The organism is Roseibium sp. MMSF_3247 (assembly GCF_030733765.1).
Taxonomy (GTDB): Bacteria; Pseudomonadota; Alphaproteobacteria; order Rhizobiales; family Stappiaceae; genus Roseibium.
Genome location: NZ_JASHII010000007.1, coordinates 143,401 through 158,337, shown reverse-complemented (window position 1 = coordinate 158,337; position 14,937 = coordinate 143,401). Strand labels below are relative to the sequence as shown.

The 14,937-nt window shown below is 56.8% G+C and carries 15 protein-coding genes; 6 read left to right on the top strand and 9 right to left on the bottom strand.

The genetic code is table 11. The features are described 5' to 3' along the window. Positions 1-65: 65 nt before the first annotated feature. The 3 genes from RBB44_RS21230 to RBB44_RS21220 all read right to left on the bottom strand — a co-directional run bounded on the left by RBB44_RS21230 (position 66) and on the right by RBB44_RS21220 (position 4,590). Positions 66-446: a hypothetical protein gene (locus tag RBB44_RS21230; RefSeq protein WP_209176170.1), complete on the bottom strand. Its 381-nt coding sequence runs from the start codon at positions 444-446 to the stop codon at positions 66-68. Positions 447-565: 119 nt separating this feature from the next. After that, entirely contained in the window at positions 566-2,332 is a 1,767-nt protein-coding gene (locus RBB44_RS21225; RefSeq protein WP_306149671.1) for a diguanylate cyclase, read from the bottom strand. Between the two features lie 260 nt (positions 2,333-2,592). Continuing rightward, positions 2,593-4,590 carry a protein meaA gene (locus tag RBB44_RS21220; protein WP_306149672.1) on the bottom strand — a complete coding sequence of 666 codons (1,998 nt, stop codon included), beginning with the start codon at positions 4,588-4,590 and terminating at the stop codon, positions 2,593-2,595. Positions 4,591-4,875: 285 nt separating this feature from the next. On the opposite strand from RBB44_RS21220, the gene ccrA reads away from it, so the two are divergent. Together ccrA and RBB44_RS21210 are read left to right on the top strand one after the other, a co-directional pair. Next, on the top strand, positions 4,876-6,171 hold the full coding sequence (gene ccrA, locus RBB44_RS21215; protein ID WP_133952301.1) for a crotonyl-CoA carboxylase/reductase: 1,296 nt from the start codon (positions 4,876-4,878) through the stop codon (positions 6,169-6,171). Positions 6,172-6,475: 304 nt separating this feature from the next. Continuing rightward, complete coding sequence (locus tag RBB44_RS21210) at positions 6,476-6,934, top strand: CAP domain-containing protein (protein ID WP_306149784.1); 459 nt, start codon at positions 6,476-6,478, stop codon at positions 6,932-6,934. A 6-nt stretch (positions 6,935-6,940) separates the two neighbouring features. Here the strand turns inward: RBB44_RS21210 and RBB44_RS21205 are convergent, their stop codons facing one another. Both RBB44_RS21205 and RBB44_RS21200 read right to left on the bottom strand, forming a co-directional pair. Further along, positions 6,941-7,471 carry an SH3 domain-containing protein gene (locus tag RBB44_RS21205; protein WP_306149673.1) on the bottom strand — a complete coding sequence of 177 codons (531 nt, stop codon included), beginning with the start codon at positions 7,469-7,471 and terminating at the stop codon, positions 6,941-6,943. A 300-nt stretch (positions 7,472-7,771) separates the two neighbouring features. Continuing rightward, complete coding sequence (locus RBB44_RS21200) at positions 7,772-8,173, bottom strand: SH3 domain-containing protein (protein WP_133952305.1); 402 nt, start codon at positions 8,171-8,173, stop codon at positions 7,772-7,774. A 167-nt stretch (positions 8,174-8,340) separates the two neighbouring features. Here RBB44_RS21200 and RBB44_RS21195 point away from each other — a divergent pair, with 167 nt between their 5' ends. After that, positions 8,341-8,847, top strand: a complete 507-nt coding sequence (locus RBB44_RS21195; RefSeq protein ID WP_306149674.1) for a hypothetical protein — start codon at positions 8,341-8,343, stop codon at positions 8,845-8,847. 20 nt (positions 8,848-8,867) lie between these two features. On the opposite strand, the gene RBB44_RS21190 is transcribed toward RBB44_RS21195, so the two are convergent. Beyond that, positions 8,868-9,590: a GH25 family lysozyme gene (locus RBB44_RS21190; RefSeq protein WP_209180027.1), complete on the bottom strand. Its 723-nt coding sequence runs from the start codon at positions 9,588-9,590 to the stop codon at positions 8,868-8,870. A gap of 358 nt (positions 9,591-9,948) precedes the next feature. Between RBB44_RS21190 and xth the strand changes: the two genes are divergently transcribed. Then, the gene (gene xth / locus RBB44_RS21185) at positions 9,949-10,758 is read left to right on the top strand and encodes an exodeoxyribonuclease III (RefSeq protein WP_306149675.1); all 810 of its coding nucleotides are present in this window, start codon (positions 9,949-9,951) and stop codon (positions 10,756-10,758) included. Here xth and RBB44_RS21180 read toward each other — a convergent pair. Then, on the bottom strand, positions 10,755-11,690 hold the full coding sequence (locus RBB44_RS21180) for an aminotransferase class IV (protein WP_306149676.1): 936 nt from the start codon (positions 11,688-11,690) through the stop codon (positions 10,755-10,757). The two genes, xth and RBB44_RS21180, sit on opposite strands and share 4 nt — an antisense overlap. Before the next feature lie 41 nt (positions 11,691-11,731). Continuing rightward, positions 11,732-12,706: an NADPH:quinone oxidoreductase family protein gene (locus RBB44_RS21175; protein WP_306149677.1), complete on the bottom strand. Its 975-nt coding sequence runs from the start codon at positions 12,704-12,706 to the stop codon at positions 11,732-11,734. A gap of 192 nt (positions 12,707-12,898) precedes the next feature. On the opposite strand from RBB44_RS21175, the gene RBB44_RS21170 reads away from it, so the two are divergent. Continuing rightward, entirely contained in the window at positions 12,899-13,444 is a 546-nt protein-coding gene (locus RBB44_RS21170; protein ID WP_306149678.1) for an RNA methyltransferase, read from the top strand. Here the strand turns inward: RBB44_RS21170 and RBB44_RS21165 are convergent, their stop codons facing one another. Continuing rightward, positions 13,445-14,011, bottom strand: coding sequence for a sigma-70 family RNA polymerase sigma factor (locus RBB44_RS21165; RefSeq protein WP_133952319.1), 567 nt, complete (start codon positions 14,009-14,011; stop codon positions 13,445-13,447). Between the two features lie 280 nt (positions 14,012-14,291). Between RBB44_RS21165 and RBB44_RS21160 the strand changes: the two genes are divergently transcribed. Then, complete coding sequence (locus tag RBB44_RS21160) at positions 14,292-14,798, top strand: invasion associated locus B family protein (protein WP_133952321.1); 507 nt, start codon at positions 14,292-14,294, stop codon at positions 14,796-14,798. The last annotated feature ends 139 nt before the right edge of the window (positions 14,799-14,937 follow it).

Genomic DNA, 14,937 nt, shown 5'->3' with positions numbered 1-14,937 from the left:
GTTTCCCGGCGGATTTCAAGGAAAAACAGCACTGATTGCACCCGATTGACTAAGCCTTACGCGGCTCAGGTCGCGACATTTACTGCGTGCGGTGGCTCTTCACCGTCCGGGTGATCTTCATAGGCATGCCTGACATTTTGCGGCGGCACTTTGTCGACCGGTCCGGGCAACGGATGAACAGGTCCGTGATCAACGCCAGGCTCCAGAACTTCAAGAGCTGCTGCCTTGTAGGCAGCAATCCCGTCAAGGGTATGATCTACAGTGTGATGATCGTCAATGAGAACGGCCGGGTCTTCAGTCGAGGAACCGGTATCTTGATCCTGGCGCTCTGCGGTACGCTTTTTGTCGCGGCCATATCCGGTGCCATCACCGTCCCGGTCCGCAGGATACTCTGTCGCATGCGCCACGACCTGGGCCGCGATGGGCCTTTCAATCGTCGTCGCCATTTCGGCCTCCTGGCCTTCACAGATTAACCGCCTTCTGGCGGAATTCCTAGAGTATCACCGCGAAGGGTTAACAAGTGTTTACGAAGGGTAAACACATGAGACAGATTTGTTTTTTGGTCTCAGGCGGATTTGATTTGGGAAATCGGCATGTCAACGGCGACGCGGTTCCGACCTGCGGACTTGGCCGAATAAAGTGCATGATCGGCCCGCGCAATGGTGTCCTCTACATCACGATCAGACACCGTCACTTCGGCAAGACCAATGCTGACGGATATATTGAAGGTTCCTTGGTCCGACTGAAACGCCTCTGATGCAATTCGAAGCCGGATCCGCTCTGCCAGCACCCAGGCGCCGTTTGCATCATTCTCCCGGAGAAGCAGGACAAACTCCTCGCCGCCGAAGCGTGCGGCCTTGTCGGTGGTGCGAACTTCTTCGGTAATGATCCGGCCGATCGTGCGGATCACATCATCCCCTATCTGGTGGCCGTGAGTGTCATTGACTGCTTTGAAATGATCGGCATCGATCATCAGGACACTGAAGACGCGCCGATGCCGATCAAAAGTAGACCAGGCATCATCAGCAAAGGGTTGAAAAGCCCGCCGGTTCATAAGACCGCTTAGCGGATCCTGCTCGGCCAAGGTTTTCAGATGACGTAAGTCCGCACCGAGCTGGCGATTGCGTTCTTCCGAAGTCTGGATCCGTTTCTTGTACTCGCTGTGAACCTCTTCCAGCTGACCGAGAGCCGTTTTCTCCTTGGCTTCCACGACGCCGAGTCGACGCAACAGGGACCTGATCGCAACCGAGAGCTGCAACACCTCACGCGATCCGCTTTGGCGTGGCACTGCGCCCTCGTCTGCGGACCGGCCGATCTGGTCCATGGCTGCAACGAGTTGCAGGAGGGGATTGGATAGGTTTCGTGAGACGAACCACGATATCAACGCCGCGAACACTGCGATCACCGAACCAATCAGCACAATCATCAAGACCATACGATCCGCCTGGGCCGTGACGACGGCCATTGGCTGACGGACAGCGACTTTCCATCCAAGGCCCTCATATTCGGAAAACCCCTGCGTCGGAACCATCACCGTCAGCATGTCGGCCGCATCAGCGTCAAAGGGAAAAACCTCCGCGTCTACGTCATGTTCATCAATGGCCAAGAGTTCCTGTCCGACCAGCACCTCGTCATCCTCCGACAGGACAAAGATCTCGAGTTGCTTCTTTGCAAGAGTGTGGCTCATGAACTTTCTTTGCGCTTCATAGGCCCAGGACCAGCTCATATGCGCACCAAGAACACCTGCAATTGTTCCGTATTCGTCCCGAACCGGCATGGCGACGTCAACAAATCGGAACGGTTCTTCGTCCTCAGAATTGCGGAGCAATTTGTCGAGCAGTTTGGCTTTATGAACATCCTCAGCCGTTGGGCCTGTGAGCCCATTGATAAACCAAGGGCGTTCAGCGACCGACTGCCCTTCAAGCATGGTTTGCGTTGCGGCAATCACGGTGCCATCCGGGGCAGCAAATCCGACCCAGGCGTAGACAGGCAGGCTTTGCTGCAATTGATCCAGAACGTCGCGAATTGCATCAGGGTTGCGTTTCCAAACGGGCCGCAACACTTCAAGCTCGGCGATGTTCCGAACCTCCCGGAACCTGTTGAACATGTCCTGATCGAGAGTCTGGGCCATGGATTGCCCAATCAGAACCAAATCCTGACGGGTCTCTTCTATGGCTGCCTGGCGCGCGATGGTGGAGGCAACAATCGCGGCCACCATAATGGATAGGAAGCATAGACCGGCGGTGGCCAGCGAGATCTGCTGCCGCAAACTCATCCGGTCACGAATTGAACTTAGCTTTAAGAACCAGTTCCCGAAAAAACTATCCGCCATCGCACTCTTCCATCAGAAAAAGGACGCGACGATTGTTCACGGATAGAGTTAAATCTTATTGAAACCAGGAAATAACTCGGTCGAGAGACTGTAGTTTAGAAATTTGACTGGTTAACAGGCAAATAAATTACAGCAGATACTGAAAAACAGTACACACACAACTGGAAGGGCACGGGCTCGGTCTTAGGACGCACCGACCTGTGGCGCCAAAACCAAAACAATTGCCCCGGCAAGCAAGGCGCCGGGGCAAGATTTAGAGATCAAGCAGCCTTTTCAGCGGCACCGCCGACAATCTTGACGACATCGGCCATGATATCCGTCAGCTGAAAGTCCTTGGGCGTATAGACCGCAGCAATTCCCATCGCTTTCAGTTGCGCCGCATCTTCATCCGGGATGATGCCACCGACAACAACAGGAATGTCATCCGCACCCGAGCTTCTCAGGAGATCCATGACATCGCGCACCAGAGCCAGGTGAGATCCAGAAAGAATGGAGAGGCCAATGACGTGAACATCTTCTTCCACCGCGGCATTGACGATCTGGGCCGGGGTCAGGCGAATGCCCTCGTAAACGACCTCCATCCCGCAATCGCGTGCCCGTACGGCAATCTGTTCCGCACCGTTGGAATGCCCGTCCAGCCCCGGCTTGCCGACGAGGAACTTGAGACGCCGGCCGAGTTTTTCTGACGCAGCTTCCACATCCGCGCGCACGGCGGCCAGATCACCGGCATCATCGCTGACGGATTGACCAACACCCGTTGGAGCCCGGTACTCACCAAAGACCTCCCGCAACGTGCGGCCCCATTCCCCGGTCGTCACACCGGCTTTTGCCGCAGCAATGGACGGTTCCATGATGTTCCGCCCTTCCTGGGCTGCCGCACGCAGTTCGGAAATGGCCGCATCAACAGCCGCCTGATCCCGCGCCTCACGCCAAGCCTTGACCTTCTCGATGGCCTCGCCCTCGACATGCTCGGGCACTGTCAGAATGCCGCCGTCTTCGCCGGCTGCCAGCGGGGATGGCTCGGTCTCGGTCCACTTGTTGACACCGACGACCACCTGATCACCGCTTTCGATACCGGCAAGGCGCGCCGAGTTGGCTTCCACCAGCTTGCGTTTCATGTAGCTGGACTCAACGGCCGCAACCGCCCCACCCATCGCATCAATGCGCGCGAGCTCCTCACGAGCTTCGTCTTTCAGCTCTTCCACCTTGCGGGTGATTTCCGCAGACCCATCGAAGATGTCCGCATACTCCAGAAGGTCGGTCTCGTAGGCGAGGATCTGCTGCATTCTGAGCGACCATTGCTGGTCGAACGGACGCGGCAGACCCAGCGCCTCGTTCCAAGCCGGAAGCTGGACAGCGCGAGCCCTGGCGTTTTTGGACAGAACCACCGCCAGCATCTCAACAAGGATGCGATAGACATTGTTTTCCGGCTGCGGCTCCGTCAGGCCGAGCGAGTTGACCTGAACGCCATAGCGGAAGCGGCGGTAGCGCTCATCTTCCACGCCGTAGCGCTCGCGGCAAATCTCGTCCCAAAGCTCTGTGAAAGCGCGCATCTTGCACATCTCAGTGACAAAGCGCATACCAGCATTCACGAAGAAGGAGATCCGGCCAACCGCTTTCGGGAAATCTTCCTCCGGGATCGCTCCGCTTGCCTTCATGCTGTCGAGAATCGCAACAGCCGTCGCCAGCGCGAAGGACAATTCCTGGACCGGCGTCGCGCCTGCTTCCTGCAAATGGTAGGAGCAGACGTTCATCGGGTTCCATTTCGGCATGTTGGAATAGGTCCACGAAATGACATCCGTCGTCAGATTGAGCGAGGGCGCCGGCGGGAATACATAGGTGCCGCGGGAAAGGTATTCCTTGATGATGTCGTTCTGAGTTGTGCCGGAGAGCAGTTTGCGGTCCGCGCCTTGCTCATCCGCAGCTGCAATATAAAGAGACAAAAGCCACGGCGCGGTCGCGTTGATCGTCATGGACGTGTTCATGCGCTCCAACGGGATCTCGTGAAAGAGTGTCCGCATATCGCCGAGATGGGCCACCGGCACACCGACCTTTCCCACTTCACCGCGCGCCAGAAGATCATCCGGATCATAACCGGTTTGTGTGGGCAAATCGAAAGCCACGGACAGTCCGGTCTGCCCCTTGGCCAAATTCCCTCGGTACAACTTGTTGGATTCGGCGGCTGTGGAATGCCCCGCATAGGTGCGGAAGATCCAAGGACGGTCCCGCTCTACCTTGCCATCGCCTGCTGCGCTCATGCCGCTTCTCCTCCTAAGGCCTTATTTTGCCAGTCTTCTTTTCCCTGTAGCACCTGATTTACCGGTCTATCTCCCAAGACCAACAGTGTGCCGGAGTTTGCGCGCGCGCGAAACCCTTCTCTTGCAATGCAAAATACGACTGGCCAAAAAACGCAAGTTAAGCAATAGTCGTATAGATACGTATCTATTTTTGAACAATAGTTGCGCAAATTGGGGTTTTGCCCCGAAAGAGCCTTTTGCACATGCGAAAGAAAATCGCGCCAAAGACAGCCCTGGGAGGGGAGAGTGACAGCAACAGCGCAAGCCAATGACAACCAAACGCGGGGAGACGCTCCGTTGAAAGATCTCTACGAAATCGGTGAAATCCCGCCGCTCGGTCACGTTCCTAAGAACATGTATGCGTGGGCGATCCGCCGGGAACGTCACGGCGCTCCGGAAGACGCGATGAAGCTTGAGGTCGTGCCGACCTGGGAACTGGATAGCCATGAGGTTTTGGTTCTCGTGATGGCCGCCGGTGTCAACTACAACGGCATTTGGGCCGGCCTTGGCGAGCCGATCAGCCCGTTCGACGGCCACGGCGCGCCGTTCCACATCGCCGGGTCAGATGCATCCGGGATCGTTTGGGCCGTTGGTGACAAGGTCAAACGCTGGAAAGTCGGCGATGAGGTCGTCATCCACTGTAACCAGGACGACGGCGACGACGAGGATTGCAACGGCGGCGACCCGATGTACTCCAATTCCCAGCGCATTTGGGGCTACGAGACCCCGGATGGGTCTTTCTCCCAGTTCACACGGGTTCAGGCGCAGCAGCTGATGCCGCGTCCGAAGCACCAGACTTGGGAAGAAAGCGCCTGTTACACGCTGACCCTCGCAACCGCCTACCGCATGCTCTTCGGTCATCATCCGCACGAACTGAAGCCGGGCCAGAACGTTCTGGTTTGGGGCGCATCCGGCGGTCTTGGATCCTATGCGATCCAGCTGATCACAGCGGCGGGCGCCAACGCCATTGGTGTCATTTCAGACGAAGACAAGCGTGACTTCGTCATGGATCTGGGCGCAAAGGGTGTCCTGAACCGCAAGGACTTCAATTGTTGGGGCCAGCTGCCGAAAGTCGGCTCCCCGGAATATGCCGACTGGTTCAAGGAAGTGCGCAAATTCGGCAAGGCAATCTGGGACATCACCGGAAAAGGCAACAACGTCGATATCGTCTTTGAGCACCCGGGCGAAGCGACGTTCCCGGTCTCGACGTTCGTCTGTAAAAAAGGCGGCATGGTCGTGATCTGCGCCGGCACATCGGGCTTTAACTGCACCTTTGACGTCCGCTACATGTGGATGCACCAAAAGCGCCTACAAGGCTCGCACTTCGCGCATCTGAAGCAGGCATCGGCCGCCAACAAACTCATGATTGAACGCCGGATCGATCCTTACATGTCCGAAGTGTTCCCGTGGGATCAGATCCCGCAAGCGCACACTAAGATGTGGAAGAACGAACACGCCCCCGGCAACATGTCCGTCCTTGTTTGTGCGCCGACCACGGGCCTGCGGACCCTTGAAGATGTGATTGAAGCTGGAAAACGCTAGATCAACCATTCTCCCCGAAGGCTTAGAGCCTAATGCAGCCTGCCAGCCCGATGTTCGGGCTGGCTTTTTTGTTGGCCGGCACCGTCAGATTTTCGCCATTTTCGGGCAGCCCTCTCAGCATTCCTCACATGGCTTGTCGAACCAGTCCCAATTCTGCTGCTATTCGCCGACATTGTTCCTGCATCGAATCACGATGCACTCCAGATACAGGCGCTTATTGAACATGCGTGCGACAGCCCGGCGATCCCTCTCCAGACTCATGTTGATCCCTATCGGGCTTGCGGCCTTGGGGCTGTCCGCCTGCATGGGCGATCGCCTGCAGACGCCGCCGTTTTATCAGGATCTGGCAAAAACGGATGGACAGGTTGATCCGGTAACAGCTGCCCAGATGATCTCGCAATACCGCATCAACAACGGTTTACCGGCCGTCACGCCCGACCCGCGACTGACCTCCATTGCGCAGACCCAAGCCAACGCCATGGCGTCCGCCGGAACGGTTCAGGCATCCCTTGCGTCCAATCTGCAATTGGAAACCCGCATGGCCGCCATCGGCGAGCCCAAAACCGCGGCATCTGAAAATGTGAGCGCTGGTTACCGCACCTTTGCGGAAGCCTTTTCCGGATGGCGGGAGTCGCCCAAACACAACGAGGTGCTTCTCGCAAACTCCGCCACCCGCCTCGGCATCGCGACAGCCTATTCTGCCAATGCCAAGCACAAGGTCTTCTGGTCACTTGTCCTGGCTGCTCCGGCGCCGACTCAATAAACCTGATCAGGAACGCCTGGGACCACGCGGCGGTTGCATCGGCTGGTGCGGCAGGGGTGGTCTGACCTGGGCCCGCGGCGGGCGCTCCGGAAGTATTGGTGCGACAGCACGCGGCGGTCTCGGCTGATAATAAAGACCACGCGGGCCGCGGGGCGGCGGGGCATAAACGCGTGGCCGCACCGGCCGATTATAGATGGTCACGTTTCGGTTTATGATCGGCACGCCCATATAAACGCCCGCACTTGGAATAGGCTGGCGGTAATAGCTGCCACGCGTTCCGTAAACCAGATAGTTTCCGGAAACCCATCCGGACATGTTCCCGTAGCTCGCATCACACCAGCCATATCCGGCTGTACATCCTGAAATCTGGACTGCCGCGCCTTGCGGCAGGGTTGTTATGACAGGATAGCTGGTTCCGGGCCCAGCCCGCATATTCAGCCCACTTGTGGTGTAGGCGACTGATGCATTTGCTTGGGACATGGCAGGCTGCGTAAGAAACCCTGCGGCCATCATCGCCAATGCGACTTGCTTCAACATGATCTTCTCTCCAAAAACTGCCCATGACACGGCAATGATGTGGAGATTTAAGATGGCCCAATTGCAACAGAGCCATTCATCTACGGTTCATGTCGCAAATCCAGCGCAGTTTTCTGAAGAGCCCACAAGTACTTAATGAAGTTATTAAATATAATACAGGCAGTAATGAAACGATATCTTCCGATATACCATTAGAACTGCTCAAAAGAACGGCTTGGTGCGGGAGGATGGCAGCCGTTGCCAAACGAAAGCGCCCGCCAAAGTACGGGCGCCCCTTCCTTTGCCGGATCGATCGTCGGTTCAGTACCGGCGGTAGCCGGGCAGGGGCTGAACCCTTACCGGACCACGCCCATAGACCGGATAGTTCCGTTGATAGCGCGGCACACCCACATAGATCCCGGACCGCGGAATCGGCTGGCCATAATACCGGCCCTGAACGCCATAACTGAGATATTTCCCCGAGACCCAACCTTTAACCGTGGTGAAGGCCGCATCGCACCACTGAAAGTCGGCGGTACAGCCGAACACGGTGACCCCGGCGCCTTGCGGCAAGGTTGTCAGCACCGGATAGTTGGTTCCGGGCCCAGCGCGCATGTTCAAATTGGCCGTGGTGTAGGCGATTGCCGGGCCGCCGGACTGGGCGAGAGCCGGTGTTATTGTCAGGACCGCAGCGGCCAGAGCCATCGCAAAGCGGTTCAACATCCTCAAAACTCCTGTTTATCTGCCCAGACATCGACCATGTGAGCCGATAACGTGGCGAAAGTATAGCACCCTCAAGCGTTTCCGCCTTCAGACGGTATCATGTTCGCCCTTGATTTCGGTCAGAAGACCAGACTTCATAGAGCCTTATCTTCAGGGGGGCTCAAAACGTGATCGATTCTATTCTAAAAGCCTGCGCACGCCGGACATTTCAGGGCGCATGTATAGCGGCGGTTTTGGCAGCGGGCACGCTGCCGTCCAGTGCCTTCGATTCGCATGCGGGCTATTATTATCCAGCTCCTCAGACAATTGAGCCCTACATTTCAAACGTTGAAACAGCCCTTGATGCAAACAAGCGTTCAAGAGCAGCCTTTGTCATCGGGCTTGCCGCTCAGCAGTCGAAGCAAGCTTATACCCCCGGGTACCACCTGTTCGCCAAGGGCGCGGAGCTGGAAAAACTGATCATCGTCGCCACAGGAGACGGTCAGTACGACACGCTCTACCGGATGCGCGCCCTTTTGGCGTCGCTGACCTCCATGGCCAGGGGCACCGAGCTCTTCGCCCGCACCGACCAGCCGCAGGAATTGAACTTCCTCGATTTCTGCAAACTGATCGGCTTCAAGCAAGTCACCGTCAGCAACGGCAAGGATGTCACCCATCAGATCAAGGTGAACTGATCTAGCCAACAGGGATGAGACTAGCGCTTAAGCTCGCCGTTCAGCCAGTCCCGGAATTGCGACTTCGTGCCGAAGAAAGCATTGCGGTCGACATCACCCTTGATGCCCGGGATCCGGCCTTCTGCAGTGTATTGCCAGAACACCCAGTCGTCCCGTTGTTCGTAGATGTTGTTCGGATAGGTCGCCACTGAGCGCAGCCAGAAGTGTTCGTCCGGGAACGCCCCCACAAGACGGTCCCGGTGAAAGTCAACGGAAGAATAGATCACCGGCCGCTTGCCATAGTGGCGCTCCATCTCGTCCAGAAAGAGCTTCATGTCCGGAAGGATCCGCTCCCGAGGCGGACGCGTCGTACAGGTCTTGGAGTGCGCGTTCCACTCCATATCCAGAACCAGCGGCAAAGCCTGCGGATCGACTGGAACAACTTCCTTGACCCACGAGATCTGTTCCTCGACCGGACGGCAGAAGTAATAGAAGTGATAAGCCCCGCGCCGCACACCGGCTTTCCGGGCCCCAATCCAGTTGTCGACAAACCGGGGATCGGCGTGGTCCCCACCTTCGGTAGCCTTGATCCAGGCAAAGGCAACGCCGGACTGGCGAACCCGGTCCCAATCAATATCCCCCTGCCATCTTGAGATATCGATCCCGTGAACCGCAAAGTCCTCCGGTGTCGGATCTGGAAAATCATAGGCAGAACACGCGCTCAAAAACGCGAAACCGACCAAAGAACAAACCGTTTTGATCATTGCGAGCACAGCAACCTCGGCAGGGTTAAGAAAAGGTTTTTTCGACCGCTAAAATGCAATGGAGTTCCTAACGGAACGTGGACGAAACTCGAATTTCCAAGCAAAATTACGTAGACACCTTCACGATCATCTGACTACGGCTGAAATGCGGCGGATCAAAGTCGGCAACAGGGCCATCAAACTGTATCCCCATGCAAGGTTCCCTCGGTTCTTTCAGACATAGGGGCCCATATCCTTTGTCAGGAGAGATGATGGTATCGGGTTGACCAGGCGGAGACTATTGTTGACGATCCCGCCGCTGCACGATACGCGGCTTCATCCAAATTCTCATTCAAGGCTGATCAGCCCAAGGATCCTCATGACAAACCGGCTTAAACTCGTCACCTGGAACATCAATTCCGTGCGTCTGCGCATGCCGATTGTCGAACAATTGATCGAGGAAGTCGCACCGGACGTCATTTGCCTGCAGGAAACCAAATGCCCGGACGCGAACTTTCCGGAAAAGGCCTTCCGGGCGGCCGGCTATGAGCACATGGCCATCAATGGCCAGAAGGGCTACCACGGGGTCGCAACTTTATCCAAGCTGCCCCTCAGCAATGTTGAAAAGCGGGATTTCTGCGATGTCGGCGACAGCCGGCATGTGGCAGTCGATGTGCCGTTCAACGGGACAGCCTTGAGGGTTCACAATTTCTATGTGCCAGCGGGCGGTGATGAACCCGACCGGGACAAGAACGACAAGTTCGGCCACAAGCTGGATTTCCTCGGCGAGATGCAAGAGTGGCTGCAAGGCGCCGAAACCGCCAAACCCGCCGTTCTGGTCGGTGACTTGAACGTCGCGCCTTATGAACACGATGTCTGGTCTCACAAGAAACTGTTGAAGGTCGTCTCACACACACCAATTGAGACAGAGCTATTCGAAAACGTTCGGGAAACCGGCGGCTGGCTGGACGCCATGCGCCAGTTCACACCGATGGAGGAAAAGCTCTACACATGGTGGAGCTACCGGGCAAAAGACTGGTCGGCAGCCGACAAGGGCCGCCGTCTGGACCATGTCTGGGTGTCCGAACCGGCATCAAACCACATCAAAAGCACGGAAGTGCTGCGTGATGCCCGCGGCTGGGAAAAACCATCCGACCACGCGCCTGTTGTTGCAGTGTTTGAGGCTTAATCCCGATAAGAAATCTCCGTCCGGTTTTCCGGACGGGCGGCCCATTCAAAATAGGCCTTGTGCAGCGCTGTGGTAATCTGACCAGGCGCGTCATTTGAAAAGATCCGGTCATCCACCCGCGTGACCGGTGCGACGCCGCCACCGGATGTCGTGATGAAAACTTCGTCGCTCTCGAAGAACTCGCTAAGCGGCAAAGCCCGGATCTCGATCTCAAGCCCCTGTTCTGCCGCGATATCCAGCACCGTCTGACGGCTGATGCCTTCCAAAACACCGCTTTCGGCCGTCACCAGGGTTCGACCTTTCACGGCAAACACATTGAAACCCGGTCCTTCGGTCACGTTGCCATTATCATCCAGCAAAATGACAGTCTCCGCGCCGTTGTCCTTGGCCTCAAACAGCCCCTTGGTGAAATCCCCCCAGTGGTAGTTTTTGACCTTCGGATTGACGCTTCCGGGCGAAATCCGGTGCACTGTCTTGGCAACATGAACATGGGCGCCTCTTTCCGCGATCTCCGGCCGGATGACGTGAATATATGGCACACACCAGGCAAAGAAGTGGTTCTTGCAGTCCCTCGGGTCTCGCGAACCCGGCACCTGGTTCACGCCCCGGGAGGTGACCATGGCCACATAGGCCTTTTGCAATCCCGTCGCCGCCACGAGTGATTGAAGGGCGTCTTCTATCGCATCATCGCTCAACCCGGGGTCCAACCGCAGTTCGTCCATCGAGCGGCGGAAACGGGCCAGATAATGGGGCAAGCGAAAGAATGCACCGTCCAGTACCGGGACCACATCATAAGTGATGTCTGAATGGATCAGCCCCCAATCGGTGACCGGCAATGCGGCCTCGGAAATCGGCATAAGCCTGCCACCCATCCACGCGGCACCGTTGGAGAGATCTGCGACGGTAACGCGAACATCGACGATGGAGGACATGGATGGCAGCTTTCTGAGTAATGGACGGTAATTCCACCAGACTACGGCACGAGAATAACCTTGCCAAACACCTTCCGCGCCGCGATTTCATCCAGCGCCGTTCCAATCTTCTCAAATGGATAAACGGCGTGAATGTGCGGCTTGAGCTTGCCCTCACTCACCCAGGCCAGCAGCTGGCGCATATTGGCTTTGTGGCCGTCCGGATCTTTCTTGATCGCCGCGCCCCAGAACACGCCCCGGATGTCACAGCCTTTCAAAAGGGTGAGGTTAAGCGGGATTTTCGGAATATCCCCCGAAGCAAAACCGATTACCAGGAAGCGCCCTTCCCAAGCAGTCGCCCGAAGCGCTTGTTCGGCGAGATCTCCACCAACCGGATCATAGACGACATCGACACCGGTGCCGCCAGTGAGCTCCTTCAAGGTGTCCTTGAGCGACGCCTTCGAGTAATCGACCAACTCATCAGCCCCAAGCGATTTTGCAAAGGCGAGTTTTTCTTCCGACGAGGCACAGGCGATCACCTTGGCGCCCATGATCGATGCGATCTCGACGGCGGCCTGACCAACGCCGCCGGATGCCCCAAGGACCGCAACAGTTTCCCCTGTTTTGAGGTCGGCCCGGTCGCGGAACGCATGAAGGGTCGTGCCATAAGTGACCGTAAGACCGGCAGCGGTCTCAAACGAAATGTCGTCAGGCATTTTGACCAGCGAATCCGGCGAGATAACCACTTTTTCCCGCGCCGCTCCAAAAACCATGTAGCCCATTACCCGGTCACCGACGGCAAATTCCGTGACACCATCGCCGACCTGTTCGACAATCCCGGCGAATTCCGCGCTCGGAGAAAATGGCGGCTCAGCTTTGAACTGATATTTGCCCTGAATGATCAGGGTGTCGAAGAAGTTGAGCGCACAGGCCTTTACGGCGACAACAACTTCGCCAGCTGCGGCGACCGGATCTGCGAGTTCCTCGATTACGAGATTTGATGGCGGGCCGTAGGACGGGCAAATACAAGCTTTCACGGGGCACTCTCTCAATCTGGAACTCTGAAACGTTGTCTATGCTTATCAAGCCGCGAGGAGCAGGGAAACTGGCTCAAAAGTCGTAACCATGCGGAAGAGCGGCATTTGATGCTGCCGTCAAAGGTTCAAACTGCAGCGGCTTTCGGGTATGAGACCCGGCAAACGCCACAAAGAACGAAGAACGGAAGCAAAATGCGCGGTTATTTCGCGGTCGGAGCCGAAGGCCTGTCAAAACGGATGAACCTTGGAACGCTGATGCGGTCCGCCCATGCCTTTGGAGCGAGCTTCTTCTTCACCGTGGACGCCGAACAAAAGATCCGAAGGGCTCCAAAATCGGATACCTCCAAAAGCCCGGGACATTTGCCAACGTTTGACTGGGACAGCGTAGACACCATGGATCTGCCCCGCGGCTGCCAGCTGGTCGGGATCGAACTAACGGATGAGTCCATCGACCTGCCCAGCTTCGGTCATCCGCTGCAGGCCGCCTATGTGCTTGGCCCGGAACGCGGGTCACTGTCACCGCAAATGCTTGAACGCTGCGATCATGTGGTGAAAATCCCGACGAAATTCTGCATCAATGTCGCCATGGCTGGCGCAATCGTGATGTATGACCGGCACCGTGCCCTGGGCCGGTATGCGGACAGGGCCGTGTCGTCTGGTGCACCGACCGTTGAACGCCCAAAGCATGTCAGCGGTGGCCCAATCAGCCGGACCGGGCGGATTGTTCCGGGGAATTGATCAGTTTACGTCGACAGCTTCGTCAGCCTCAATCAGCTGACGGAGCCGGCCAAAGGCGAGACGGATACGAGATTTTACCGTTCCAAGCGGCAAGCCTGTCTGGTCGGAAATCTCGCTGTGCGACAGCCCGATGAAAAACGCAAGGCGCACGACTTCTTTTTGCTCGTCCGGAAGCGAGGCCATGGCGGCTCTCACACGCTCTTCGCGGAGCCGGGCGTCCATTTCATCCGCAACATCGGGAAGCGGGGTTGGCTGCAATGCGGGTTCTTCCGGATCCAGCTCTGCGGTTTTTTGCCGCCGCAACCGGTCAATCCGGCGGTTCCGGGCGATACGAAACAACCAGGTGCTTGCAGAAGACTTGCGTGGATCAAACAGGTCGGCCTTGCGCCATAGGGTAACCATGACGTCTTGTGCGACTTCTTCGGCAACGGCGTCATCGGCGCCCTGTTTCATCAGGTAGCCTTTCAGACGCGGTGCGAAATGATCGAACAGCTCGACAAAAGCCGCTTTATCCCGGCTTGTCGCGACTTTAACAATCAGATCAGAAAAATATTGCGTTTGTGCCAAAGGCCAATCAACTCCACTTCAGTCCCCTCTGTTTAGCAGGTTCGGCGCAATTCGGAAGAGGGAACAGCAACATCGCCACACTGTCGCCCTGTTTTCTCGCGAGAGGCAATGATGAACATTCGCGAGGGCGCGCCTTTGCATTCTAAAGAAAGGAATTGCCGGCTTTGGGGCTTCAACCCTTTCGTAACCCGCTTTAAGTTATCATTAAAGCAACGTTTATATGTGTGTCGGCAATTGAATTAAATTTGACCGGAACCCCAAACCAAACGGTGTGGAGATCATGAAAGCAAAAACGCTGGTACTGGCCCTGGCAGGTTTCGCCGCCTCAACTGCGGTAGCGTTCGCACAGACCCCGACGCTGTTGAAACAGCACAGGGATTGGGCGGCCTACGCGTTGACGAGTGGCAGCGGCAAAGTTTGTTACGCTTTGACCAAACCAACGACGATGCTTCCCGGCGACAGAAACCACGGCGATGTCTTCTTCTTCGTGACGTCCCGTCCGGCCGAGGGTGTCAGTTCTGAGCCGAGCCTGCTGGTCGGCTATCCGTTCAAGGACAAGTCGTCTGTCAGTGTGGATGTGGACGGACAAGGCTTTACCTTGTTCACCAACAATGACGGCGCCTGGGTCGAAAACGCCGCCACGGAGGCTCAGTTGGTTGCCGCGATGAAGGCTGGCCGTGAGATGTCCGTAAATGGTGAATCCAGCCGGGGGACACGGACAACCTACAAATTTTCGCTCTCCGGAGTGACTGCCGCCATCGACACGGCAAGTCAGGCCTGCCGCTAACGGCAGGCATCGTCTCCCGGACGGCTTCACGCATAGCTCCGTTGCGCTCGGAAAACTTGATTTTCCGGGCGCTTTGTGGTTTTGAGACCATCAGCATTTCCCTGACAATAACAGGTGAACCGGCATCAGCGCCGCCGCG